This window comes from Asaia lannensis NBRC 102526, assembly GCF_024054035.1.
GTDB lineage: Bacteria > Pseudomonadota > Alphaproteobacteria > Acetobacterales > Acetobacteraceae > Asaia > Asaia lannensis.
The window spans coordinates 188,525-212,811 of record NZ_JAMXQU010000005.1; the positions used below are offsets into that span (position 1 = coordinate 188,525).

19 protein-coding genes are annotated in these 24,287 nt (G+C 56.7%); 9 read left to right on the forward strand and 10 right to left on the reverse strand.

Going from position 1 to position 24,287, the window contains the following annotated elements:
- Nucleotide 1: 1 nt before the first annotated feature.
- On the reverse strand, nt 2–1,180 hold the full coding sequence (locus NF685_RS08940; RefSeq protein ID WP_252849379.1) for an MlaE family ABC transporter permease: 1,179 nt from the start codon (nt 1,178–1,180) through the stop codon (nt 2–4).
- Nucleotides 1,181–1,590: 410 nt separating this feature from the next.
- Between NF685_RS08940 and NF685_RS08945 the strand changes: the two genes are divergently transcribed.
- On the forward strand, nt 1,591–3,915 hold the full coding sequence (locus NF685_RS08945; RefSeq protein WP_252849380.1) for a Hint domain-containing protein: 2,325 nt from the start codon (nt 1,591–1,593) through the stop codon (nt 3,913–3,915).
- 275 nt (nt 3,916–4,190) lie between these two features.
- Here the strand turns inward: NF685_RS08945 and NF685_RS14290 are convergent, their stop codons facing one another.
- Genes NF685_RS14290 through exbB form a run of 3 tightly spaced genes read right to left on the reverse strand, consistent with a single transcriptional unit; the run spans nt 4,191 to nt 6,252 of the window.
- Complete coding sequence (locus NF685_RS14290) at nt 4,191–5,063, reverse strand: energy transducer TonB (protein WP_261390395.1); 873 nt, start codon at nt 5,061–5,063, stop codon at nt 4,191–4,193.
- A complete protein-coding gene (gene exbD / locus NF685_RS08960; protein WP_252849382.1) occupies nt 5,060–5,494 on the reverse strand; it encodes a TonB system transport protein ExbD in 435 nt (144 codons plus the stop codon). The genes NF685_RS14290 and exbD overlap by 4 nt, the downstream gene beginning before the upstream one ends.
- A 2-nt stretch (nt 5,495–5,496) precedes the next feature.
- Nucleotides 5,497–6,252 (reverse strand): tonB-system energizer ExbB, encoded by a 756-nt coding sequence (gene exbB / locus NF685_RS08965; protein WP_252849383.1) that lies wholly within the window; start codon nt 6,250–6,252, stop codon nt 5,497–5,499.
- A gap of 155 nt (nt 6,253–6,407) precedes the next feature.
- Here exbB and NF685_RS08970 point away from each other — a divergent pair, with 155 nt between their 5' ends.
- The 5 genes from NF685_RS08970 to NF685_RS08990 all read left to right on the forward strand — a co-directional run bounded on the left by NF685_RS08970 (nt 6,408) and on the right by NF685_RS08990 (nt 12,240).
- On the forward strand, nt 6,408–7,091 hold the full coding sequence (locus NF685_RS08970) for a Fe2+-dependent dioxygenase (RefSeq protein WP_222548118.1): 684 nt from the start codon (nt 6,408–6,410) through the stop codon (nt 7,089–7,091).
- 189 nt (nt 7,092–7,280) lie between these two features.
- On the forward strand, nt 7,281–7,493 hold the full coding sequence (locus tag NF685_RS08975; RefSeq protein WP_222548117.1) for a hypothetical protein: 213 nt from the start codon (nt 7,281–7,283) through the stop codon (nt 7,491–7,493).
- Nucleotides 7,490–8,902, forward strand: coding sequence for a sodium:solute symporter family protein (locus tag NF685_RS08980; protein ID WP_252849384.1), 1,413 nt, complete (start codon nt 7,490–7,492; stop codon nt 8,900–8,902). Before NF685_RS08975 ends, NF685_RS08980 begins: the two co-directional genes overlap by 4 nt.
- A gap of 345 nt (nt 8,903–9,247) precedes the next feature.
- Nucleotides 9,248–11,083, forward strand: coding sequence for a dihydroxyacetone kinase subunit DhaL (gene dhaL, locus NF685_RS08985; RefSeq protein ID WP_252849385.1), 1,836 nt, complete (start codon nt 9,248–9,250; stop codon nt 11,081–11,083).
- A gap of 29 nt (nt 11,084–11,112) precedes the next feature.
- Nucleotides 11,113–12,240 (forward strand): MDR/zinc-dependent alcohol dehydrogenase-like family protein, encoded by a 1,128-nt coding sequence (locus tag NF685_RS08990; RefSeq protein WP_222548114.1) that lies wholly within the window; start codon nt 11,113–11,115, stop codon nt 12,238–12,240.
- Nucleotides 12,241–12,339: 99 nt separating this feature from the next.
- On the opposite strand, the gene NF685_RS08995 is transcribed toward NF685_RS08990, so the two are convergent.
- A complete protein-coding gene (locus tag NF685_RS08995; protein WP_222548113.1) occupies nt 12,340–13,182 on the reverse strand; it encodes a PhzF family phenazine biosynthesis protein in 843 nt (280 codons plus the stop codon).
- Nucleotides 13,183–13,313: 131 nt separating this feature from the next.
- On the opposite strand from NF685_RS08995, the gene NF685_RS09000 reads away from it, so the two are divergent.
- The 3 genes from NF685_RS09000 to NF685_RS09010 all read left to right on the forward strand — a co-directional run bounded on the left by NF685_RS09000 (nt 13,314) and on the right by NF685_RS09010 (nt 18,042).
- Entirely contained in the window at nt 13,314–14,702 is a 1,389-nt protein-coding gene (locus NF685_RS09000; protein WP_222548112.1) for a carbohydrate porin, read from the forward strand.
- A 309-nt stretch (nt 14,703–15,011) separates the two neighbouring features.
- Nucleotides 15,012–17,339 carry a TonB-dependent receptor gene (locus tag NF685_RS09005; RefSeq protein ID WP_252849386.1) on the forward strand — a complete coding sequence of 776 codons (2,328 nt, stop codon included), beginning with the start codon at nt 15,012–15,014 and terminating at the stop codon, nt 17,337–17,339.
- A 100-nt stretch (nt 17,340–17,439) separates the two neighbouring features.
- The gene (locus NF685_RS09010; protein WP_252849387.1) at nt 17,440–18,042 is read left to right on the forward strand and encodes a tetratricopeptide repeat protein; all 603 of its coding nucleotides are present in this window, start codon (nt 17,440–17,442) and stop codon (nt 18,040–18,042) included.
- Between the two features lie 106 nt (nt 18,043–18,148).
- Here the strand turns inward: NF685_RS09010 and NF685_RS09015 are convergent, their stop codons facing one another.
- The 5 genes from NF685_RS09015 to NF685_RS09035 form a co-directional block, all read right to left on the reverse strand.
- Nucleotides 18,149–18,433 (reverse strand): hypothetical protein, encoded by a 285-nt coding sequence (locus NF685_RS09015; protein WP_222548109.1) that lies wholly within the window; start codon nt 18,431–18,433, stop codon nt 18,149–18,151.
- A 275-nt stretch (nt 18,434–18,708) separates the two neighbouring features.
- Nucleotides 18,709–20,457, reverse strand: coding sequence for an AMP-binding protein (locus tag NF685_RS09020; protein WP_252849388.1), 1,749 nt, complete (start codon nt 20,455–20,457; stop codon nt 18,709–18,711).
- A 52-nt stretch (nt 20,458–20,509) separates the two neighbouring features.
- Nucleotides 20,510–21,937 (reverse strand): autotransporter strand-loop-strand O-heptosyltransferase, encoded by a 1,428-nt coding sequence (locus NF685_RS09025; RefSeq protein ID WP_252849389.1) that lies wholly within the window; start codon nt 21,935–21,937, stop codon nt 20,510–20,512.
- 1 nt (nt 21,938) lies between these two features.
- Complete coding sequence (locus NF685_RS09030) at nt 21,939–23,090, reverse strand: autotransporter strand-loop-strand O-heptosyltransferase (RefSeq protein WP_222548106.1); 1,152 nt, start codon at nt 23,088–23,090, stop codon at nt 21,939–21,941.
- A gap of 24 nt (nt 23,091–23,114) precedes the next feature.
- The gene (locus NF685_RS09035; protein WP_222548105.1) at nt 23,115–24,086 is read right to left on the reverse strand and encodes a glycosyltransferase family 4 protein; all 972 of its coding nucleotides are present in this window, start codon (nt 24,084–24,086) and stop codon (nt 23,115–23,117) included.
- Nucleotides 24,087–24,287 lie beyond the last annotated feature (201 nt).

Sequence of the window (24,287 nt, forward strand, 5' to 3'; positions counted from 1 at the left end):
CTCAGATTCCCACACTATTGGCAATAACGGCAAATATCGCATCCAGAGCGATCACGCCCACAATGCCGATAACCACGGCACGGGTGGCGGCAATACCGACATCGGCAGCAGAGCGACCTGCCTTGAGGCCGATACGACAGCTTGTAAGCCCGATAAAGGCCCCGAAAACGATGCTTTTGATAAAGCCGAAAAGGAACTGGCCGATGCCAAAAGCAATAACAGTCTGGTGGAAATAGCCGAGACTGGTGATGTCGAGCATCGAAATGGCCACGACATATCCCCCGAGCATCCCGATCAGGCAGCCATAGAGATAGAGCAGTGGCATGGTGATGACGAGAGACAGGACGGCTGGCAGGATCAGATAGGAGGAGACGGGAATACCGAAGACGCGCAGCGCATCGATTTCCTCATTACCCTGCATGGTGGAAATGCGTGCGGCATAGGCACCGCCGGTTCGTCCCGCCATGATGATGGCCGTCATGACAGCCGCCATTTCACGCACGGTGGCAATACCGACCAGACTGGCAACGTAAATTCCTGCGGCGAATTTCTGAAGCTGTACCGCGCCGACAAAGGCAAGAATGGCACCGACGAGAAAATTGACAACACCGACGATGATGAGGGCAGAGGGCCCGGCATTGATGAAATCGGTCAGCAAATCGCTGCCGCGCATGCCCGAGCGCCCGAATAACGCACGAAATGCAGCGCGTATTGTCTTGCCGGCAAGTCCGGCGAGAATGCCTGTCTCGGCCAGCAAAGCGAGGAAGGATGCGCCGAGCGTTTCCAGAAAGGGGCGCCGGGCGCGGGATATCGTCCGTGCTGGCGGGGGCGTATCCGGCAGAAGATCGAGCAGTTGCCGCATGGGATGAGGCAGGGAAGAGGTATCGAAAGTCACGCCGGCCTGGGCATAGGCACGTCGCACATCCCACAGAAAGGCTACGAGACCTGTGTCCCAGGCAGCGACGCCCGACGCGTCGCATTGCAGAGAGGGCGCGCACGCTCGGGAGGTCTCTGCCTGAGCAGCACGGTCGAGGTCTTCCGAAGTGAAGCAGGGGAGGGCCGTATCGTGGCTGAGCCATGCACCCGTCAGGGAGAGCTGTGGTCCGGTCGGCCCATGGGTAATCTGCCATATCGGCTGGCTGGGGCGGAGCGACCTGCTTTCACCAGGTGGCTTAGGCATACTCATGGTTGTCGAGGCATGTCAGGGGCTGTCATGAGGACAGATACTGATCCTAACAACAGGATCTGGCAAGAATGCTGCCCAGTGTTCAGGAAATCGCACCGGAAAACGAGGTAAGCGTCTTGTCGTTTTGTTCCACCCCTGAGTGGTTAAGATGCGGTCAGGCGCGGTGAACGAGTGCCCCGTCGGAACCCCGAAGTAGACCCAAATGCATTTTACCTATACTTCGAGAGTGGCATTTATAGATTACTATATCTCGATAGAAAAGCGACATGCTTGATATAAAAATCACTATAAATTCGAATAGAAAAATATAGATATATCTATAATAAGAAAAAATTTTTTATATCCACAAACATAGACTCGCTTTCTTTGTTTCTATGTCGAAATACCAACTAGGAAAACTCGAGATGGTCGACATTTATGTCTCGTCAGGCGTGACGAAGAGTAATGTTGTTACGACACCTGGCAATCCGGTCTGGGTGAAGAGCGGCGGGACAATCAACGGCGCCACAGTGGGCTTTAACGGGATGATTTCGCTCGAACTCGGGGCGATACATCGCGGGACCGTCACGGTGAACGGAGGCATATACCACATCAACGGAACGACCACCGGTCCGACCATTCTCAATGCCGGGGGGCAGGTCAGCCTCTATGGCGGTACCACGCAGAATGCCGGCGGCGAGATCCATCTCTCGGGCGGCCAGATCAATACGTATAAAAATGCAGCGATCGTCTACACGGCTGCTGGTGGAACCGTTGCTGTCCAGAGTGGTGCCACCCAGTCGTTTGCACGCAATCTCGTCGCTGGAAACACGACTTTCAATATTCTGAGCGGCGGCAAAATCACCGGAACCGATACTTCGATAGCAGGGTGGGCTAACGCCAGTTTACTGCAATCGGGTAATCGCATCGTGATCAATCCGGGCGGTACGCTTGCTGCTGGCGTTGCGGGTCTGACTGTCAGCGCTGGCGCTTCTATCCTCGTTAATGGCCGTATGGATGCCAATACCACCCTCTTGTCCGGGGCTATCATGACGGTTTCGGCCAGCGCGACCTGGGGGAATATGGTTACAGTCCAGGGCGGGCAGATCGATGTGTTCGGCACGCGTGTGAATGCGCGGTTCGGGCCCGGCGGCGGTGTGATCAATCTCTACAATGCCGGCACGGTTCCCCTGGGCAATAATATGTTTGCCGATGCGGCAACAGTGAACGTCTATTCGGGGTCTACTTATATCGGTGGTGTCTCCTATAGCGGGAACGTAATCAATATCATGCCCGGCGGCCAGATCGGTGCCCACTGGATCGGTGACGGTTCAACCGTGAATGCCGTTTCCGGAAAGATTCTTGCCGATGGTGTGACGATCAGAGGCGGCGGAAAGGCATTCATCGGGCCGAATACCGGAGGCAAGATCTCTCTGGCAGGATCGACCAATGGCGGGCTGACGATTATGGGACTGGAGGCGGGCGGCACGCTGACGACCCAGATCACCGATTTCGACGGTACGGCTCCCGGTAATTCCGATGCGATCAAGATTGCAGGCGTACGGGCGGCGGACGTCGCTTCTGTCAGCTATCCCGATGCCGATTATGTGGTCTTTACCCTGAAGAACGGTAGCATCATTACGCTGAACATCGTTGGGGCCAAGGCTGCCGGATATTCCCTGTCAGATACCGCCGATGGCAATCTGTTGTATGAAACCTGCTATCTGGCAGGAAACATGATCACGACCCCTGACGGGATGCGCGCTGTTGAAACGCTCGCGGTGGGCGATCGTGTCAGCGTGCTCGATGCGAAAAGCGGAAAGCTCGAAACTCGCGTTATCGTCTGGACGGGTCAGAAGACCGTACAGACCCAGAGCAGCCCTGCTCTGGATGGTGCAGTCGATCGCGGCGCCTATCCCGTACGTATTCTGAAAAACGCCCTGGCACCCAATATGCCGTCGCAGGACATGCTGATTACGCCGGAACATTGCCTGTGTCTGGACGGGCGACTGGTGCCGGTTCGCATGCTGGTCAATGACCGGAGTATTTTCTACGACCGTTCGTTCGAAAGCTACACCTACTATCATATCGAGACCGAGGATCACTGCCTCATCTGGGCCAATAACGTCCTGACAGAAACATATCTCGACACTGGCAACCGCACGATGTTCGACGGTGACAGGTCCATGTATATTCCTGCTGCGCACGGACAGAGCGCGGCGCCGATCGACGTGTCGATCGATTTCGTTCAGCCTTTGCACAAGGCAATACTGGATCGTGCCATCGTGCAGGGCGTTCGCCCCCGCTCCATCGATCCGGTCCTGACCGGTGATCCGGGGCTGTATCTCCTGACAGACCGCGGAACGGTGCTCGAAAACCGTTCCACCAATCCGGGTGTGGCCAAATTCGCCCTTCCCAGCGGCGTGCACAGCGTTCGTCTTGTCTCGCGCAGCGCCCGTCCGTGCGACACGCTGGGACCGTTCGTGGACGATCGCCGACGCCTCGGCATTCTCGTGGGCGGGGTTACACTTTTCTCAAGTCAGACGGCGGTAGATATCACGACACATCTAAGCCGGGATTTTCCGGGCTGGCACACCTGCGAACATGGCCCTGTGCGCTGGACGGATGGTTTTGCATTTCTGCCCCTGCCTCAGGACAGCGTGACGCACGGCAGCTCTCTGGTAATCGAGGTGCGTGCTGTGACGGAATATCGACTTGAAGAAGAGGAGCCCGAGGCACTCAGCGCCTGAGCTTCGCCTTTATGCGTACCCTCGAAAGCCATGACGGCCTTCGGGGGTATGTATTTTATCATCTCGTACTGTCCCGTCCTGCGGACAGGACGTCAGTGTTTCACGCACACGGGCGGCTTTTGTCCGGCTATGCGTTTCTCATATCCCTGCGATCGTTGTGCTGCATTCGGTCTGGCCCGATCGGACCTGCTATTCGGATGTGCCGGGCCGCGCTTGCGATCGAGCTGCTTGATCCGCGGATAAAGAACACCGTATGCTGCCCTGCTTGGCAGAGCCTAGCGATCGCTCATGAAAAATTCGATGGGAACAGTCAGTGTGAGGACGGCACCTTTGATGCTTTCCGGGGGCGCGGGCAGGGGCTCGGCGCGACGGACAAGAGCGAGCGTTTCCTCGTCGAGTAACGCATAGCCGGTTTTGTGGACAAGCATGGCCGAAAGCACATGACCCGTGCGATCCATCGAAAAACGCAGCATGGCTGTGCCTTCCTGATGCTCTGACTGGGCTTCTGCCGGGTAGCGTTTGACCTGTTCCAGCCGCGCGAGAACGGCGCCCTGCCAGCTTGCCGGCGTCTGGGAGGCGTTGCGCTGCGATGGGGTGCCTTTCGCCGCGCTCGCCGAAAGTGTGGAGGGGGGCGCATTGGAGGCAGGTGGTGCGGTATCTGCTGTCGACTTTGCCGGTACGGGTGGCGATATGGCCTTCACGACAGGGGGGGACACAGGGTGTTTGTGCCGCACCGGTTCAGGCTTTATCTTCTTCGGGACTGCTACAGGAGGCAGCGGAGCCGGAGAGGGCGGGGCCATGATCTCGGGCGGTTTGACTGGAGGCTCGGGTTCGGCCAGTGGCGGCGGACCGGGCGGTTTGGCCAGTGGGGGTGCCGGGATTTGTGAAGGCTCGGGCGCGAGATCGATGGCGATGGCCGCCGGAGGGGGCGAATACGGAAGGGGCGGCGGCGAACGATGGCCGGCGACCCACCACAGAGTGGCCGCGCCGAGTGCCGTCATACAACAGACAGAAGCACTGTACAGGCGACGCAGACGTCGCTTTTCGGTTGCCAGATGCAGGCCGTAAATCGACCGGAACGCTGACGGGACCGGACATTGACGCTCGGTGTAGTCCGTAAGCACAGTTTCATGGATCGCGGCGCTCATGGCGCGTCGCCCTCCTCCTGCCCCTGAAGGTTGACCAGAGCCACTTTCAGGAAACCTGCCTTGCGCAGCAGATCCATCGTTTTCATCAGTGTCTCGTAATCGACCGTCTTGTCTGCTCTCAGAAAGATACGCTCATCCTTGTGACCGTCTGTCAGGCTCAAAAGACGCGCTGGCAGAGCGTCATTCGAGATGTCTTCCTCGCCAAGGGTAAGACTGTGATCGGCCTTGACGGTGACGAAAACAGGATCGTTGGGTCTTGGTGCGGGTTTGGCAGTCGAGGCAGGAAGATCGACAGGCACATTGACCGTACTGAGCGGAGCCGTGACCATGAAAATGACCAGCAGCACGAGCATCACATCGATCAACGGCGTGACGTTGAGCTCATGCGCATCGGTGATGCTGTCATCGGCATGACGCATACGCAGGGCCATGATCAGCGTCCCGCCTGTTCGCTGCGCGCAGCAGGATTGAAATGCAGGATCTGCCCGGGCATGCCCTGCTGGTGCATGCGGCTCAGATCGCGTGAAACGAGGCGCAGGATCAGGGCCGTAAGGTCGCCGACCTGTGCCTTACAACCGAGGCACTGCCGGGAGAGGTAATTATAGATCACCACGGCTGGGATTGCTGCGGCCAGACCGATGGCTGTTGCCAGAAGGGCCTCGGCAATACCCGGTGCCACGACGGCAAGACTCGTTGCCTTGGTGGCGGCAATGCCGGTGAACGACGTCATGATGCCCCATACTGTGCCGAACAACCCGATGAAGGGTGCGGTGGCGCCGATCGTGGCCAGAATACCGGTGCCACGCATAAGGCGTCGCCCCTCTGCGGCTTCGAGACGTTCGAGATGCAGCATCACGCGTTCTTTCAGTCCTTCGCGATCCGACAGCGCGTCTGAAGAGCGCGACCATTCGGTCGAGGCGGCCGAAAGCAGGGAGCGTGCGATTCCGGTATCCGGGCAAAGCGCTTCAGCGGCGTCGAGCGATGAAGCATCCTCAAGCGAAAGTTCGGCAGCGGCGAGGGCTCTGCGCACGCGCAGCATTTCGATCGTTTTCGCTGCGAACAGCGCCCAGCTCAGGAGACAGGCTGCGATAAGAAGCAGCATGACAAACCGCACGACCGGACCGGCGCCGAGAAACATTTCCCAAGGCGTAACGGGCAATGCAGCGAGAGCGCCGGTCTGGGCAGCCATGAAATTTCCTTTTCTGACGTTGTCGGCTTCCGGCTCGGCGCAGAGGCAGGTCCAGGAATGACACGGTGTTCTTGTGACGGGGTGTAACTAATGGCTATAGACGTGTAAATCAGATTCATTCGCATTTACAAGTTGTCGTTTCATCGGAGTGCCCCATGCTGGTTCATATCCCCAATGTCCTGACTTCCGAGGAGCTTCGTCACTGTCGCGAGACGCTGGAACGGGCTGCATGGCTCGATGGGCGCGTGACGGCCGGACAGCAATCCGCGCAGGCCAAGAACAATCTTCAGGTTCCACAGGACTCGGAGGAGGCAAGACATCTGGGTGAGATCATTCTGCGTGCACTCGGTCGTAACCCGACCTTCAACAGTGCGGCTTTGCCCCTGCGAGTTTTTCCTCCCCTGTTCAACCGCTACGACGTCGGTATGAAGTTCGGCGATCATGTGGACAACGCGATACGGCCTATTCCGGAAACCGGGTTCCGTATTCGCACGGACGTATCGTCGACACTGTTTCTGACCGGGCCTGAAGATTATGACGGGGGCGAGCTTGTCATACGCGACACCTATGGTGAGCAGCGTGTCAGGCTGCCGGCAGGCGATATGGTGGTTTATCCTTCCACCAGTCTTCACAGCGTCAGTGAAGTGACGCGCGGCAGCCGCTGGGCCTCGTTTTTCTGGACACAATCGATGGTGCGCGACGACACGCGACGCGCGTTGCTCTACGATTTCGATCGCTCGATCATCGAGACGCGCAAATCCCTGCCTGACGATCATCCCGGTGTGCTCGGACTGACATCGACCTATCATAATCTTCTGCGTCAATGGGCCGAACTCTGACCGGGCCTTATATCGCCGGGTTGTATATTTCCGCGCTGTCGGGGGTCTTTGGCGACGCTTCATGATGAATGCCGGGGCGTATTGGCGGCAGAAAGATGTTGCGGCGCCCGATATCCTTTCACCTTGTGAAAAGGCGGGTCTTGTCGCTAGACACCGGGCGATAAGGCGCATCGGGAGCAAGAGACAGAAATGGCATCGTCAGAAACACGCCCTCAAGGCGGAGCGCGTGTCGCAGGGGTCATTTTCGCTGTCGTTCTCGTACCGCTGGCTGCGTTTCGTGCAACCGGGATCACGCTCGATGGGTTGCCGGTGTCCTTGATATGGATCGTGCTTTGTATCCCGCTTGTCTCGGTATTTCTGTTTGTGGATATGAAAAGGTCACGTGATGGGGATGCCTCGTGACCTTGTGGATTGTCCTGGGCGGTCTGGGGCTCGCCCTGTGCCTTGCCATGCTGCCCGGTCGATCCGCCGACAGGCAGGATCCCCGTGCGTTTTTTGCAGCGCGCGGTCAGTTCGGTGCAGTGCTTTTCTTTCTCGTTTCGGTCGGTGAAACCTATTCAATAGGCTCACTGCTCGGCTTTCCGGGAGGGATTGCCGCCACACGCACTGTCGACGTGGCGTTGTGGTTTATCGGGTATATTCTCCTCGCCTGTCCTGTGGGCTACTGGCTTTATCCACGTCTCTGGGCAGCCGGCCAACGAACAGGCGCGGTTACCCTGCCCGATCTCGTTAAGGGTTGGTTCTGCAACGTCCCGCTGGAGAGAGCGACAGCGCTTCTTCTGGTTGTTCTCATGGTGCCTCTGGGGGCGATGCAGTTCATAGGACTCAACGGTGTTGTCGCCCAGATGGGTCTGCCTTTGCCTGTCTTACCCATGGCAGTGTTCTGTGCCGGAATTGCCTTTGCTTTTGTCGCGATGACAGGGCTGCGAGCGACCGCACGTATTTCCCTGCTCAAGGACGTGCTGATCATGATTGCCGTCCTGACTTTGGCCGTGGCAGTCTGTGCTGCATGGCCTGGCGATCGGGCGATGCCTCTGCGTGACGTTTTTCATACGCCGCCAGCCGGGAAAGGTGCGGGCACGCTTTTCGTGATCTCAACGATTGTCATGCAGGCAATGGGGTTCTGTATTGCGCCACAGACCGTAGCAGCGACGTTTTCAGCCCGTTCACCGCAGGTTATTCGCAAAGCGCAAATCTGGCTGCCTCTTTATATGGGTCTTTTCCCGCTACTGGGTGTGATCGCTGTATTCGGCATCATGAACCCGGGTACTAGTGCTGCAGGCGACAGGATTTTTCTGGCCGTGGCCTCGCTGCTCCTGCCGGGTTGGGCTCTGAGTATGGTCTATTGTGCTGTCGTTCTTACTGCGCTCGTCTGGCTGGGGGGAATGGGGCTCAGTCTTTCAGCCATTGTGACGCGCAACCTGATACCGGCCGTTCCCGCACGTCTGCAGTCTCGTGTCGGGCTGGTTGTCATTCTGGTCTATTTTGTTTGTTCCGTGCTGATCGCGATCAGGCCGCACACGCTGATCGTCACACTGAACCAGTTTTTCTATCTTGGCCTCGTCCAGCTTCTTCCTGCCGTTCTGGTATGCGTCGAGGCACTGCCCGTTCGCAGTCGTGCCATCCTGGCTGGATTGATTGCGGGGCTTGCCAGTGGGGTCGGACTTGCGCTGAGCGGGTGGTTGGCAGGGGGCGTTCACCCTGCTCTCCCTGCCGTTGCAATCAACGTGGCAATTGCAGTGCTGTGGAATGCGGTTGAAAAGCGCATGGGGAAAGCACCCGCGCATATTGCGCGCGAAAACCGTTTGTGAAAACGGCGCATCTCACTGCCGAAAGTGACATGCCAATATGTTAAATTATGTCCCAAAATTATGTGACGAAATATATAACATTTTGTCTGCCTGAAAATACCATGCGAATGTCTCCGGTTTCACGAGGGCACTCATATGGTGGGCTCCATAACGCATTGAAAACATGATAATTTATCGTGATGAAGAAGCGGATCCCCAAAGGAGGCAAGAATTAGGAGTGTTTTTATCCTACATAATAGGTAACGAATATAACTCTCAATAGTGTGATTTCACGCAGAATGGCTGTTACGGTTATGGTTCTTGGGCACACAGGGTGTTTTCCCGGCACACAGTATGGGGCCCATTATGGTTCATTCAATCGTTCACGCAGCGCATACCGGCCACGGCGATGGCGCTTCATCCCAGTCTCCCGCAGGACGTCCCAAGCTGGACCGTATCTTCAATGACCCCGACGGTGTGGTCGAAGACGGTATTCGCGGCGCGCTTCTCGCGCATCCGGACATCATCGTCGAGACCGCCAATCCGCGTGTCGTCAAGCGCGCCAAGACCACAGGGCGTCGCAAGGTCGGTGTGATCACCGGTGGCGGTTCGGGTCACGAACCTGCCTTCCTCGGCTATGTCGGCACGGGTCTGCTGGACTCGGTGGCGATCGGCGAGATCTTCTCTTCTCCGACCGCTGTCAGCTTCCTCGACGCCATGAAGGAAGCCGATACGGGTGCCGGCGTGGCCTGTCTGTTCGGTAATTATGCCGGTGACACCATGAATGTCCGTATGGCAGCACGCGATGCCCAGGAAGCCGGTATCAAGGTCGAAACCGTTGTCGCTACCGATGACGTGGCCTCCGCACCGGCCAGCGAAGCCGAGCGCCGCCGCGGCGTCGCCGGTGAAATCCTCATGTGGAAGGCTGCCGGTGCGCGCGCAGAAGAGGGCGGGTCGCTCGATGAGGTTATCGCCGTAGCCCGCAAGGCCATTGCCAACACCCGCTCGATCGGTGTCGGACTGACGCCCTGCACCATCGTCGCCAACGGGCATCCGAATTTCTCGATCGAACTCGGGACGATGGAAGTCGGCATCGGCCATCATGGCGAACCTGGCGTGTCGGTTCAGGAACTGGGTCGCTCACGCGATATCGCCAAGCTGATGCTTGAGCATATCCTGCCCGATCTGCCCTTCACCAAGGGCGATCGCGTCACGGTACTGCTCTCGGGTCTGGGTGCCACCCCGATCATCGAACTCTATGTGCTCTATGCCGATGTGGCCGATCTCCTGAAGGAGAAGGGCATCGAAGTGGCGCATCGCTTCGTCGGCAACCTCTTTACGTCGCTCGAAATGAAGGGCGCCACGCTCACCGTCATGAAGACCGACGAGGAGCTGGATCGTCTGATGGCTGCGCCTGCCGAATCCATCGGACTGGTCCGTGTCGGCGCCGGTGCGGCAGTTGCTCCTGCAGCCGAAGCGCCAGCAGCCAAGGCCGATCCGGTCGAGGCACTGGTCAAGACCGCAACGGGCGAGAAATACGTTCCCAAAAGCGGTATTCCGGTCGCTGAAACCACGAAAGTGATCCCGGCGCTGGTCGATGCCATCGTCAAGGCACGTGACTGGCTGAGCGAAATCGACGGCAAGATCGGCGATGGCGATCACGGCATCAACATGGCCAAGGGTTTCGCCCGTTGTGGCGAGGCGCTGGGTGCCAATCCGCCGGTGATGGAGAAAGGACTCGATGCGCTCTCCGACTCCCTGATGGCCGGTATCGGCGGTTCGATGGGCCCGCTCTACGGTCGCTTCTTCGAAGGCATGGCGATCCCGCTGCGCAATGTCGAGTTCCTCGACGGCAAGCTTTTCGCCCAGATGCTCGATGGAGCGCTGGCCGGTATCAACAGCCTTGGTAATGCCCGCGTGGGTGACAAGACTCTTGTCGATACGCTGCAGCCTTCGGTTGAGGCCTTCCACAAGGCGCTGGATGACGGCAAGTCGTTCGAACAGGCCCTGAACGCAATGTCGGAAGCGGCAGAACGCGGACGTGACTCGACAGTCGATCTGGTGGCCCGCATCGGTCGCGCCAGCCGTCTGGGTGAGCGTTCACGCGGTGTGCTCGATGCCGGTGCAACCTCCTGCTGCCTGATCCTCCAGACCATTGCGAAAGAACTTGAGGCCCCGGCGCGCAAGCATAACGCCGCCTGATCCGTCTCAATTCCTGAAAGAGCAAGACCATGAACAAGATCGTCAAACCTGATCTGGGCGCACTGCAGAAAGAGGCAACCAGCGTTGCTCTGCCTGAAAAGATGATGGCCGTCGTCGCCTACGAACCCGGCGATTACCGCTGGGAAGAGGTGGACGTGCCCCGTGCCGGCCCCGATGACATCATCATCGAAGTCGAAACCGTTGGTATCTGCGCCGGTGACATCAAGTGCTTCCTGGGCGCTCCTTCCTTCTGGGGCGACAAGGAGCAGCCGCGCTACGTCAAGCCGCCGATGATCCCCGGGCATGAGTTCATCGGTCGCGCAGTCGAAATCGGCGAGAACCTGCGTGGGCAGTACAAGGTGGGCGACCGCCTGATCAGCGAGCAGATCGTTCCCTGCGACGATTGCCGCTACTGCAAGGGCGGTCAGTACTGGATGTGCGAACGTCACGACCTGTACGGCTTCCAGAACAACACGAACGGCGCCATGGCGAAGTACATGCGCTTCCCCAAGACGTCGCGTACCCATCGCGTTCCCGAAGACATGCCCGCCGAGGCGGCTGCTCTGATCGAGCCCTATGCCTGCTCCGTTCACGCTGTGAACCGTGCGAACATCCAGCTTGATGACGTGGTGGTTCTGGCCGGTGCCGGGACGCTGGGTCTGGGCATGGTGGGCGCTGCCCGCCTGAAGAACCCGAGCAAGCTGATCGTGCTCGACACCAAGCAGGACCGTCTGGATCTGGCCAAGAAGTTCGGCGCGGATATCGTGATGAACCCGCTCGAAGAAGACGTGGTGGCCAAGGTCAAGGAACTGACCGATGGTTATGGCTGCGATGTGTATATCGAAGCAACCGGTCATCCCTCCAGCGTTCGTCAGGGCCTGCACATGATCCGCAAGCTCGGCCGCTTCGTCGAGTTCAGCGTGTTCGGCGATGAAGTGACCTGTGACTGGTCGATCATTTCCGACCGCAAGGAACTGGACGTGCTCGGCGCGCATCTGGGCCCGTATTGCTATCCCTTCACCATCGCCGCCATTGCCGATGGTCGTCTGCCGGTCGAAGGTGTGGTGACCCACTCCCTGCCGCTGGCTCAGTGGAAGGAAGGCTTCGACCTGATGAAGAAGGGCGACAAGTCCATCAAGACGGTTCTGATCCCGTAAGATCGGCGCCTTTCATGGGCGGGAAAAAGGCGGCTCCGCAAGGGGTCGCCTTTTCTGTTGCCTGGTCTTTTCTGTCTCTTCCGGTTTGGCCGGACGCCGTCAGACGCTCAGCGTTCCCTGAATACATGGGGTGACCGTGCCACCGACCCAGATCACGTTTCCTTCAGTCCTGATCGTTATTCGTCCCGCGCGCCCGAGTTTCGTGCCCTGGCTGGCGATATAGTGCGACGGTGCCATATTCATGCCGGTCATCCACTGAGCCAAGGCCGCATTCAGACTGCCTGTCACAGGATCTTCAAAACCCTGATTTTGCCCTACGAAGGCCCGTACCTCGAATGCCGCACCCGTCTCGTCCTGTCCGTCGCGCCAGGGTGCGACGACGCCATAAAGTGCATCCCCCATTTTCGACCAGTCGGGTTCGATGGCGAGCACATCTTTCCTCTCGTGCAGGGCGACAAGCTGCCATGGCGGTCCGTTATCGCCCCAGGCGGCATCGACGATATCCTCGGGCCCAAGGCCAAGTGCTTCACAGGCTTTGCGACGTTCGTCATCGTTCAGCGGACCGCTGCGCTTTTGGGCAGGTGCGGCAAAAGCCAGTGTGGCGCCCTCGACCCTGACCCGAACGAGCCCGACCCCGCATTCCTGAACGATCGTACCGTCATGCGTATTGCCCGGGAGAGATGCCCAGACAGCGGCTGTGCCAAGGGTAGGATGACCTGCAAAAGGCAATTCGCCACCCGGTGTGAAAATACGCACCCGGTAAGATGCTTCCGGTACGGTGGGGCGCAGAAGAAAGGTGGTTTCGCTCAGATTTGTCCAGTTGGCGATACGCGCCATGGTTGTCTCGTCGAGGTCGTCGGCACCGACGACAACAGCAAGCGGATTGCCGGCAAAGGGCCGGGAGGCAAAGACATCGACCTGCCAGAAAGCGTAATTGCCCATGTTCGGTCCTTTCATAGCACTGGAGAATGGACCTGCAGCGTAACAGACAAAACATTGCTAGGACCAGACAGGCGAAAATTCGCCATAAATCCGCGATTGAAGCGGGGCGGAAACCGCAAGGGAGAAAAAAGGTGAGGGTCGGTGAGCGTTCTTTTCTGACTGGTTTTTCCTGCCTGCGGGGCAAATATGCCTCATCGCTCGTTCTGGCCTTGTCGCCAGTTTTTGCATGCACGCTCATCACGCTCGCTGCCTGCCCGGCCCGTGCCGATGCGGCACTGGCAAGTCTCTCCGGCCTGCGCGATCGTGGCGTGATGCTTCATGTACAGCATACGAACGAAATGCAGGGGATGGTTGGATCACCCACACCGGGGCTTGGGCTGAAAAAGGGGGTAGGCAATGTCGGTATTGCCACTTATGGCGCGGATATCGACTGGGAGCGTCTTGCCGGCGCAGAAGGTGTCTCGACGCACATCATCCTTGCGAGCGGATATGGCAGTCCGACCAGCCATAAATTCGGCGATTATCTGACGCCCAGCCAGGCAACCTATGGCGGTGTCGGGAATGTGGTGATTCATCTCGTCTCGGCCTATGCGGAAAAATCCATGCTGTACGACCGTGTGAGTGCCGCCATGGGGCGTATGACGTTCCTGTCCGATTTCTCGGCCAATCCGCTCTACTGCAATTTCATGAATGCAGCTTTTTGCGGTAATCCGCGTGCGGCGTCTGAAAACAAGGCGCATGCCGCATTCCCCATGTCGAACTGGGCGATGCGTGCGCGTGTGCAGATCAGCGATGTACTGGTTGCCAAAAGCGGACTCTACCTGACGGAAACGGACGCGATCTACACGCATCACCAGACACGTACCGGTTTCAAGTTCAACGGAGCGAACATCGATGGCATGGCACTCCCGATCGAGCTGGCCTGGACTCCGCGTTCCGAGGCCGCCAAAGCCTTGCCCGGCCATTACAAGGTCGGTTTCGTTTATGACACCGCGCGCCACGAAAGCCCGTTCCAGGATGGTAACGGACAGAGCTTCTATATTACCGATGGAACCCCGCGCCGACTGAAAGGCTCTTGGTCGAGCTGGATCATGGCCGATCAGATGGTCTGGCGTTTCAAGGGGCGTGGGCCGGATGCCGGTGTGATCCTTATGGGTGTCGCTTACTGGAATTCGCCACGGACCCAGTTGCGTGAAGCCCAGTATTCACTGGGGTTTCTGATACGCGGCATGTTCGCATCGCGTAGCAGGGATACGATCGGGCTCAATGCTTCATGGGTGCGTGTATCCGATGGTGCCAGACGTGCCCAGCTCGAGGCGTTCAGGCAGAACAGGAAACTGCGCAGACATACCCTGACGCCCCAGACTGGCGGTGGAGTGATCGAGGCCTTCTATCAGATGCATATATGGCGCGGTGTCTCGATAGCGCCCGATATCCAGTATTACATCAATCCCGGATTGCAGAAGGCGTTGCGCAACCAGCTGCTGATAGGGGTCAAGACCCATATCGAGTTTATCTGACCGGCAGGGTGGCAGCCCGTCTTTTCCGGCTGACGAAAGCATGAAGCGCGCTAGTTCTGCGGCGCAGAAATGTTGCCTGAAAGTCACAAAGGACTCGCCAGTTAAGAAAGATTTTAAGAATCGTTTGCATCTTCATGTAACTTGGCAGAAACACAGCGTCGAAGGCCGTGCGCCGCGATTCTGAGTAATACTGTCATGCATGACAGTCCAAGGCATGAACATTTTCCATGAGATCATGTTGTGTCAAAACATTTCAGATGTTGTGGCGGCAGGGCCTTGTTGTCCAGAAACGAAATTGTGGTGATTCGTATGCCAGAAGACTGCGCGTTCCTCCGTGGGTTGCATGAAAGCAGCCAGAACAGTTCCGCCATATCCGATGGATATTCAGGAAAACGGAAACGTCTTCTTCTTCTCGCCCTGACGGCCGGCGCGGGTTTCGGCGCTGTTGAAGGCGCCGAAGCGCAGGATACGCTTGCCACAGATACACAATCTGCCGAGGGGCAGTCGATCGCCCTGCCAGCTGTGCGCGTGCACGGCCAGGAGCAGATCAACACGCTCAACACCAACACTACGCAGCTCGATATCGGCCGTATGCCCGATAACGTGCGTGAAACACCCCAGACGGTCAGCGTCGTGCCAAAGCAGCTGATCGAGGAGCAGCGTCTCTTCACGCTCGATCAGGCTCTGTCCAACGTGCCGGGCATCACCATGTCTGCCGGTGAGGGCAATGGCGGCATGAACGGCAACCAGTTCCGTATTCGCGGTCAGCAGGCACGTGGCGATATCTATGAGGATGGCCTGCGCGATTTCGGCAATTACGTTCGTGACGTTTATAACACCGAGAGCGTCGAGGTGGTGAAGGGACCGTCAGGCGAGTATTTCGGTGCGGGCAATGTGGGCGGCGTCATCAATCAGACACTCAAGAAGGCGCATAGCGGCAATGCGTTCGGGGCTGATCAGTCCTTTGGCAGCGGCATGCAGTATCGTGGTTCGGCCGATGCGAATTATGAAATCAACAGCCACACCGCGCTGCGCGTGAACGGCATGTACAACAAGCAGATTGTGGCAGACCGCAACAATGTCCGCACCGATCGCTATGGCGCTGCTGCCGATCTGGGTGTCGGGCTCGGTACTAAGAACACCTGGCATCTGAATTACCAGTGGCTCGGTAGTCGTGGCCGCCCGGATTACGGCGTGCCCATGATCCAGATCGGCAAGACCTATCGTCCGATCACGGAATATGGTCTGCCGCGCGATACGAATTATTCGCGCAATTTCGACCGCGATCATGGCAACGTTCATATGGTGACGTCGAAATTCGCTTCGGAACTGGCCAAATGGCTGACGCTCTCGAACGACACCCGCTACTCGCACTATACGCGCAATTTTGCGGCAACCACGCCGGCCGCGTGCTCGGGGGCGTGTGCAACAGCATTCCTCGTCGGTGGAAACCCGACACTATCCTATGGCGCGGGCGGCGGCATGGGCTACGACCAGGCAGGCTGGGGCGTGCAGAATGTCAGCATGGGCCATTCGAAGTTCAGAACCGGATTTCTGCGTCACGACCTGCGTGCCGGCGTCGATATCAATTACACGAAAGATGATCGCCTTTACGGCACCTATATCAATCGCGTGAACAACCAGTCGATCCGCACGCCGCAATTCGAGTATCCGGGTACGGAGCTGATCTTCCCGGCAACGGGCAGCCGCACGGCGGATTTCCGCGATCTGGGCCTGTTCCTTGCAGACAAGATCCATCTGACGAAACAGCTTTCGGTCTATGGCACGGTGCGCTGGGACGATTACCGTTCGACCTACTGGAGTGCTGCCCAGTCGTCGATTGGCGTTCAGAAGCAGAAGTCGAACAAGTTCAGCCCGTCGGCCAGCCTGATGTATGAGCCGCTCGAAAATACGACGTTCTACTTTACCTTCTCGCAATCCTATAAGCCTGTGGGGACGGACGTGTCGTCTCTGACCATGAGTTCGACGAATATTGGCGATGTGGCGGTTAATGGGCGTGACCTGAAGCCCCAGCGCAGCGACCTGTACGAGCTTGGTGGCAAGGCCGATTTCCTGAACAAGCGGCTTGGCGTCACGGCGGCCATCTTCCAGATAGAGCAGAACAATTCCTTCACCTATGACGATGACGGTAACATCATTACCGGATTTCAGGATGCCGGATCGGGGCGTCGTATTCGCGGACTTGAAGTCAGCGCGACGGGCAAGCTGACGAAAGACTGGGAGATCTACGGGTCATACGCCTATATGGGCGGCAAGGTGACCAATAGCGCGCTCTATGGAGGGAACCGTGCGCCCCAGCTTCCGGCGAATAGTCTGTCGGTCTGGAGCAGCTATAATCTGTCGCGCTTCGTGCTGCGTCCCGATCAGGGCAAGCTGCAGGCCGGTGGTGGCGTTCAGTATTCCTCGGGCTACTGGTCCAATGAGGGGCGCACTGGCCGCATGCCTGAGAATGTATCGCTCAATGGCATGATTTCCTACGACATCTCGCATTACCATGTGCAGTTCAATGCGAATAATCTGACCAATCATCGCAATTATGCGTCGGCCTTCTCGACGTCGCGTGCGGTGCCTCTGTCGGGACGCACCTTCCTGGGATCGGTCGGATTACGCTTCTGATCGCTGAAGGAATGCGGGTTTCCTCCCCCCCGCGTTCCTCTTCTGGCGTGAAGTCAGAGCCTGCATTTCCTGACCACCGTGGATCCTCCGGTCTCCATTTATGACTGTTCTGCCACCTGTTATCTCTTCGGGCGCACGAGATGGCGCATTCTGCGATGCTCCCCTGGGTGCGCCATCGCTTGAACCCGCTTTGCAGGCACAGCTTTATCTCGCCCAATGGTCGCTCGATCGTGGGGCGCTGCATGAGGCTTTCAGTCTCTTTGCAAAAGCTGCCGCATCGCAGCATCCGTCCTGTCTCAATATGTTGGGTCGTGCTTACGAACAGGGCTGGGGTGTGCCGCGTCATCCGGTCCAGGCGCGCAGGCTTTTCGAGCAGGCTGCAATGGGCGGAGAGGGCTGGGCCTTCTACAATCTTGCCGATCTTTGTCTGACAGGCGAGGGAGGAGCTCAGGATCGGGAGCGCGCCTGTATGCTCTATGTGCAGGCAGCGCGACGTGGTGTCGGCAAGGCGTTCAACATGATCGGTCTGCTTTATGAAGAAGGATTCGGACCGACACCGGTGAACCGTACATATGCGCTGGAATATTTTCATGCAGGCTGTACCTGCGGAGATGAGGACGCCAGAGCCAATCTGATGAGATTGCGCAGAGAAGCTGACGGGCAGGATGACCCCTCAGTTAGGCTGGACGTCGGGGCACAGTGAGAGGCCGCGGCCGAGTAACACGATGCCTATTGGGCGCGGATCGTGTGGAAATGGGCAAGCAGGGGCAGAAACCCGGATAAACAATCAATAAGGCCGCAACCCCGTTCTAATTGACGGCTGCATCCTTGCGCTCACCCATTGCGAACGCCTTGAGAATCGATTCCGCGAGCAACTTGGCTGCCTTGGGTGTCAACCTGAGATGAGCTGTCGGTGCAATGACAATCTCGTTTCCGTGAGGGCGTTCGGCAGCCAGTGTTACAGTGATAATACCACCCACATGACCATAAACCGGGACATTATCGGCAAAGATGATCGGGGCCGATCCCGCGTTGAGCGAAGCGATACCCTGAGCGATCTGCTGCAAGATCTTGTCGGACGTATTGTCTGCCATTTGCAGAATGCCTTTAATTTCTGATTGTGCGCAACCGGCCCGTGCAGGCAGGATGTCATAGTATGCTAGGAGCTACAAGGACCGGGGAAACGCTGGATCTTTGTGTTTGTATCAACAGGTCGGTATCAACATTGGGGGCCTGCATTAAGGAACCAGTCAGGCGAACACAAGTCCGATATTGACATTAGCCACAATATGAGTTGCAGAAAGGCGACAATTCAGCTCTGGCCAGCATTGCTTTCTGCGTAGAACGTGGCGGCGTGTGGTTGCTTTGCCTAGATGATCTGTATCATCCCGGTTGCGACCGGGATATGCGTGTCGCCCGATACGATGATAGCGGATTTCTCGGTCAGGATGTTTTCCAGAGTCAGATCGGAGCGTATCTTGCCGCTCGGTGTGCGAATGATGAAACCCTTGCGAATGAAGAAGAACGAAAAACGCTCGATGCGATAGGTCTTCATAAGGTCGACCATTGTCTGACGTGCAGCGACAATGCCGGTTTTGTCGTCCTGCTCGATCATCACGCTGGGCAGTTCGCGCTCAGGCAGGGCGGGCGGGGCAACGACGCAGGTTGCGCCATCGAGAGCATGACTGAGCGAAAGTGCGATGTCGTTTGTGTAATAGACGTTGCCATCGTACATGAATTTTTCGCTCAGGCGCCCGACATGATACAATTCGCCGCCATGCAGAAAGCCGAAATCCTGGGTGCGCAGGTAGCGCCTCCCATCTCTTTCAATAAAGCAGTGCGCATTGCGCACCGGGTTGTTGAGATAACCCAGGCTCACGCTGGGGCTATCGATCCAGATTTCGCCTACTGTATCTGAAGGAAGGAAATCTCCGGTATCGGGATTGGCGATGATGAGTTTCTGATCCTCATAGGCCGAACCGCAGCTGGCGAGACAAGAGGTGTTTTCTCCGTCGATACTCTCCGACGCTACGGCTTTGCCGTGGCTCAGGGCGGTGCGATCGAAAGCGGTCAGCCGGACTCCTGTGCCTTTTTGTCCCGAGGTGACGAGGAGTGCATTTTCTGCGAGCCCGTAGCAGGGATAGAAAGACTTTCGGTCAAAGCCATGCGCGCCGAAGCGGTCGGCGAAGCGTTCAAGCGTCACCGGATTGATATTCTCGGATCCGTTGAAGGCAATACCCCAGCGCGAGAGATCGAGGCCCTGTGCGATATCCTGGGCTGGCAAACGGGCGCAATAGCGATAGGCGAAATCGGGACCGCCCGAAATCGTGGCCCCGAAACGGCTTATGGCCATGAGCCAACGTAATGGTTTTTCGATGAACTTGTCCGGTGCCATGAAATAAAAGGGATTACCAGCAGCCAGTGCGGGCAGTACAGCGCCAACCAATCCCATATCATGCGTGAAGGGGAGCCAGCTCAATCCGGTATCGTTGTCCTGATACTGGAACGAAATCAGCTGTGCATGAATATTATGGCAGATATTACGGTGCGAGAGGCACACACCTTTCGGATTTTCGGTCGAGCCTGACGTATATTGAACGACGGCCAGATCACTGGATGCAAGCGGTACGGGTTCGATCGGGGCTCTGGCCGAAAGAGCGCTTTCCAGAGGTATCCATTTCAGTCCCGTGAAGGCGGCGCCGCCCTGATGAAATAATGTCAGTGTTTCGCGTTTGCCGAGTACCGCGCGCGCATTACTGTCATCCACAATAAATGCAAAGCGTTCCGTGGCGCCGATCGCGCTGGGATAAATGCCGGATACCGGCACATGACCCGCATAGAGACACGCAAAAAAACCGATGATGTATTCGAGGCTGTTCTCGAAAAGCAGAACGACGTGTGATTTCGCGGGTAAAGTGCGCATGAGGTGCGCGCCAGCGAGAGAGGCGCGACGATGTAATTCGATCGCGCTCAAGCTTTCCGTTACATTTTCACCGTCACCGAGAAAGAGAAAAATCGGGCTTTCGCCCTTCGTCAGACGACGGAATTCGAGCAGGTCGACCAGCGTGCGCTGCTTCCAGGAATCGACGCCGACAATGGCCTGATCTTCTTCATACATGGGCGGCGACCTGACTGTTTTTATTGTTGGATATATGGACGAGCGCCATGTTTCACCCGGCTTCCGCCGTTGTCAGCTGACGATGCAGGGTCTCGCAATAAGCAAGCACATGTTCGGGCATGATGAGGCGAGTGCACTCAAACTGTCTATGCGTGTCCTGATGTCGGGGGCAGAACAGGAAATTACCGTGTTCGAAGGGCGTGCGGATATCGTGCCAGCAACTATTGCAGACATGAGGATTGAACACACGATACGGCGTGTGGAACTCGTTCGAGGGATGAGTAAAGCCGCTAATCATGACCACCGGTGTTCCTGCTGCCCATGCAAGCCAAGACAACCCGCTGGATAGGCCGATGAAAAATGCGGCATGGCGAAGCCAGTAAGCCCGCTCAGTCAAAGGGCGATCGCCTGTTTCGTCTCGTGTCCCGTGCGGAATATAGTTCCAGTGATTGTGGTTTCCTGAGACAGATTCGCGATCTATGCAGACGACCTCGTAGCCCAAAGCATTGAGTTTTTCGATAACCGCCGACCATCCGTACGGATTATTCCAGTACTTACATTGGCTGGACGCCTGTGTCGCGATCACGACATAGGGTTTTTCGATTGGACGCTCGCTGATCGGCCATTGATTGATCCTGGGAGGTGAATCTGTATCGTCCACGCCCAGAATGTGGGCCGCAGTTCGGTGGAGGCCTACCAAGCGAAAATCGGATGGCTGCCAGTCATGTACCTCATCGGTGAAGTAAAGGCCGATATAGTAGGTTGCGTAAAATTTGTTCCTCTCACTCTCATATTCATCGAAAGTGCAGCATCGGACGCTTGGGTACTGGCCGGAGAATAGACTGCATGCGTGCGTACTCATTCCAACTGTAAGACGACATCCATGCTTCTGTTGAAATTTGACGGCATAGGAAAACCATCCGATGGCATCGCCTAATGTGCCACCGGGGAGTAGAATTGCGACGTCTTTGTTCCGGCAATCATATTCATGCACAAACGCCGTTTGATCCAGTTCGAGCGAATGAATTTCGATCCGGGTCGGGATAAAGTATTTTTTTGAGCCCAGCACCATGCAGTTACTGGCTTCTTCCCTGTAGAGACAGACGGAGCGTTCCATGTCCGTCAGTGTTACACGCCAGCGTCCTGGGGGGAGACTAACGCGTGTGCCAGCATTGAAATCGAACGCAATCCCATGATCAGCAAGTTGGGTAGGATGCGGTGATGGATCTGGAAACGCACTGCCTGTGCCTGCAGCATGTGACTCAGCATTGGCAGAGGTGGCTTGCATCTCCGATGCTGGAAGCGTTGCCTCTGTCAGCAGGCTTGTCCCAGCGTCTTCGGTGACCATCTCGATTGGCGTCTCTAACACCGTTTGCGGTGCCGTGTCGGGAGCCGATGGGATTTGCTGTCCCTGATCCGACGGCGCGGCTACCCCATCGAAATTCAGAATCGAATCGATGATTGCTTCGATTTTGCTCATTTCAGGCTTCGCTTCGCAAATCGGCAATTAAGCGGTTGATCGTTTTTTCGACTTGTTCGGGGGAGATCATTTTTGTACATTCGAAATCACGCTCTGTATTGGCGTGGCGCGGGCACCACATATAGTTCAGGCGTTCAAATTCAATTGTAACATCATTGGAACAACTGTTGCATACATGACGGTTGATGACGCGATAGGGACTATCGAATTCATTGAGAGGTTCTGTAAAACCGCTGATCATGATGACCGGGCAGCCAGACGCCCAGGCAAGCCATGATAACCCACTCGATAAGCCAATAAAGAATGAGGCGTGTTTCAGCCAGCGAGCCCGCTCGCTGAGAGGTATAAGGCCGGTCATATCCTCAACGCCATGAGGAATGTGATGCCAGATCGTTCCCTGACCCCCAACACGATCACGGTCTATACATATGACGCGATAGCCGATTTTCTTGAGATAAGCGATGGTACGCGGCCAGCCCTGCGGATTATTCCAGTATTTATTATGACCTGTAGCTTGTGTGGCTATACAGACATAGGGCTGTTCAATCGGCCTGCCACCTTCGGCAATGCGTATTCTGGGTCGTCTTTCTTTGGGCGTAAGGCCAAGTATATAGGCCCCGGTGACAGCCAGTCCAACCTGCCTGTAGTCGGTCGGTTGATAATCACGGTTGATATCATTGAAGAAGATCAGGACCTTGTAACGTGCATAAAAAGGACGAACGAGAAAGGTTTTATCCTCGGTAATCGATAGCCTGTCGTTTTGTCCCTCGAAAAGCTCGGCTAGCCCAGGTCGAACAAGGCATGTGATCTGGCAGCAATGCTCTGCTGCAAAAGCCTCCACATGACCCATCCAGGCCAGATGATCGCCCACTCCGCCAAGATGCATATCGATAAGTATCTCCCGGCCAGTCAGATCGAGATGATGCTCGATGACTGTCTTTCCATCACGAGTGATTTTGAAAGCGAGCGGCACGAAATATTTTTTCGTGCTTGAGATCAGTCCGCCGGAGGTGTCCTGTGAGAACAGCAGAGTCTGCGTTGTCGTATCACTTATCTCTACATGCCATTTACCCTGGGGGATATTGATGCGACATCCATCCTGAAAATCGAATTGAATTCCCTCTGGGCCGACCTGACTTGGCATGTTGTCCATAATTTCGATACTTATCCATTTTTATCAGGCCCGTGGGCCGAAACCGGCACAAATCTCGCCATAAACCTGCATGACCGCTTGAAATGTCATTCCTAGCGAATAAGTGCTAGCCGTTTTCTGGGCCTCATCGAGCATTCTCTCAACGTGTGGCGCGCGCTGTGGAATATCAAAAATAAGTGCGGCGAGGCAATCGACAATTTCCTCGCACTGTTCGGGTGAGAACCAGTATCCATTACGGTGCGAAACGTAATCTTTCCCTCCGGTTCCATGAAATCCGACGAGTGCGCAACGTGACGCCATGGCTTCAAGTGGGGTGAGGGGCAGGGCTTCCTGCCGCGAAAGGGCAAGGAAAATAGCCGAACTGCCCATAGCCTCAGCAACCTCTCTCTGGGACATTTTTTCCAGCATCAGCCATGGAACATCAGCAGTGTCCGGATATTTGAGATGCAGCATCGACATGATCAGATAAGCTAGGGGAGAGTTTCCTCCCTCGCCAGGCCACTTGCGTGGATTGGTAGCGATGCACATACGCTTTGCGCGCGGGTAAAAGAGTCCGGTATCGACCGAATTGGGGATAACGTGGATATTCGGGACTCGTAGAACAGAAGCGAGAGAACGCGCCGTCTCATGTCCAGGAACGATGAAGTGTTCGAAACCCATCTCCAGCAATGCGCTGCCGCTGTAGTTGTAGCTGTAGAGGTAGAACGAATTCTGACAAAATAAGACTTTTTTCCCAGGGAATGGGGATTTCGCTATCTCGAGTAAAGGCTCGACGAGGATCTCGGGGAAAACAAGAACGTCGCCTGCACTCGCATGAAAACTGTCACAGATTGTTATGCGGTCCGAAATATCTATCCAGCTCGGTTTGCCTGCTGGCTGATAGACAGCAACTTCATAGCCGTTTTTGGCGAGTATTTCTGCATGCTGATAGGTAACCTTGACCCCTCCCGATATCGCATCGGTACCGAATGGGTTGAGGAAAAAGATTTTGCCCATAAATATTCCGTCCTCGCCAAGGTTTCTCGCGCCTTCTGCAGATCAGCACGTCTTCAGTTGCATGTAATCCAAGCTGTAGGGCGCCGAGCCACAATGCAGTCATAGCGCCCGAGGCCCTCTCTGTCTCATGATAAAGCGCTGATGTTTTCAGGCAGAAGTCCGTCGGTGCTATGATGCTGGCTCGTTAAGAAAACTATTGTG

What these genes read in the sequence shown, in the direction of transcription:
- NF685_RS09025 (WP_252849389.1), bottom strand. Translation starts at nt 21,937, where the DNA reads ATGAGCAAAATCGAAGCAATCATCGATTCGATTCTGAATTTCGATGGG.
- NF685_RS09010 (WP_252849387.1), top strand. Translation starts at nt 17,440, where the DNA reads ATGACTGTTCTGCCACCTGTTATCTCTTCGGGCGCACGAGATGGCGCA.
- NF685_RS09015 (WP_222548109.1), bottom strand. Translation starts at nt 18,433, where the DNA reads ATGGCAGACAATACGTCCGACAAGATCTTGCAGCAGATCGCTCAGGGT.
- NF685_RS08945 (WP_252849380.1), top strand. Translation starts at nt 1,591, where the DNA reads ATGGTCGACATTTATGTCTCGTCAGGCGTGACGAAGAGTAATGTTGTT.
- NF685_RS08940 (WP_252849379.1), bottom strand. Translation starts at nt 1,180, where the DNA reads ATGCCTAAGCCACCTGGTGAAAGCAGGTCGCTCCGCCCCAGCCAGCCG.
- NF685_RS08975 (WP_222548117.1), top strand. Translation starts at nt 7,281, where the DNA reads ATGGCATCGTCAGAAACACGCCCTCAAGGCGGAGCGCGTGTCGCAGGG.
- exbD (WP_252849382.1), bottom strand. Translation starts at nt 5,494, where the DNA reads ATGGCCCTGCGTATGCGTCATGCCGATGACAGCATCACCGATGCGCAT.
- NF685_RS09035 (WP_222548105.1), bottom strand. Translation starts at nt 24,086, where the DNA reads ATGGGCAAAATCTTTTTCCTCAACCCATTCGGTACCGATGCGATATCG.
- NF685_RS09030 (WP_222548106.1), bottom strand. Translation starts at nt 23,090, where the DNA reads ATGGACAACATGCCAAGTCAGGTCGGCCCAGAGGGAATTCAATTCGAT.
- NF685_RS08990 (WP_222548114.1), top strand. Translation starts at nt 11,113, where the DNA reads ATGAACAAGATCGTCAAACCTGATCTGGGCGCACTGCAGAAAGAGGCA.
- exbB (WP_252849383.1), bottom strand. Translation starts at nt 6,252, where the DNA reads ATGGCTGCCCAGACCGGCGCTCTCGCTGCATTGCCCGTTACGCCTTGG.
- NF685_RS14290 (WP_261390395.1), bottom strand. Translation starts at nt 5,063, where the DNA reads ATGAGCGCCGCGATCCATGAAACTGTGCTTACGGACTACACCGAGCGT.
- NF685_RS08970 (WP_222548118.1), top strand. Translation starts at nt 6,408, where the DNA reads ATGCTGGTTCATATCCCCAATGTCCTGACTTCCGAGGAGCTTCGTCAC.
- dhaL (WP_252849385.1), top strand. Translation starts at nt 9,248, where the DNA reads ATGGTTCATTCAATCGTTCACGCAGCGCATACCGGCCACGGCGATGGC.
- NF685_RS09020 (WP_252849388.1), bottom strand. Translation starts at nt 20,457, where the DNA reads ATGTATGAAGAAGATCAGGCCATTGTCGGCGTCGATTCCTGGAAGCAG.
- NF685_RS09005 (WP_252849386.1), top strand. Translation starts at nt 15,012, where the DNA reads ATGCCAGAAGACTGCGCGTTCCTCCGTGGGTTGCATGAAAGCAGCCAG.
- NF685_RS08995 (WP_222548113.1), bottom strand. Translation starts at nt 13,182, where the DNA reads ATGGGCAATTACGCTTTCTGGCAGGTCGATGTCTTTGCCTCCCGGCCC.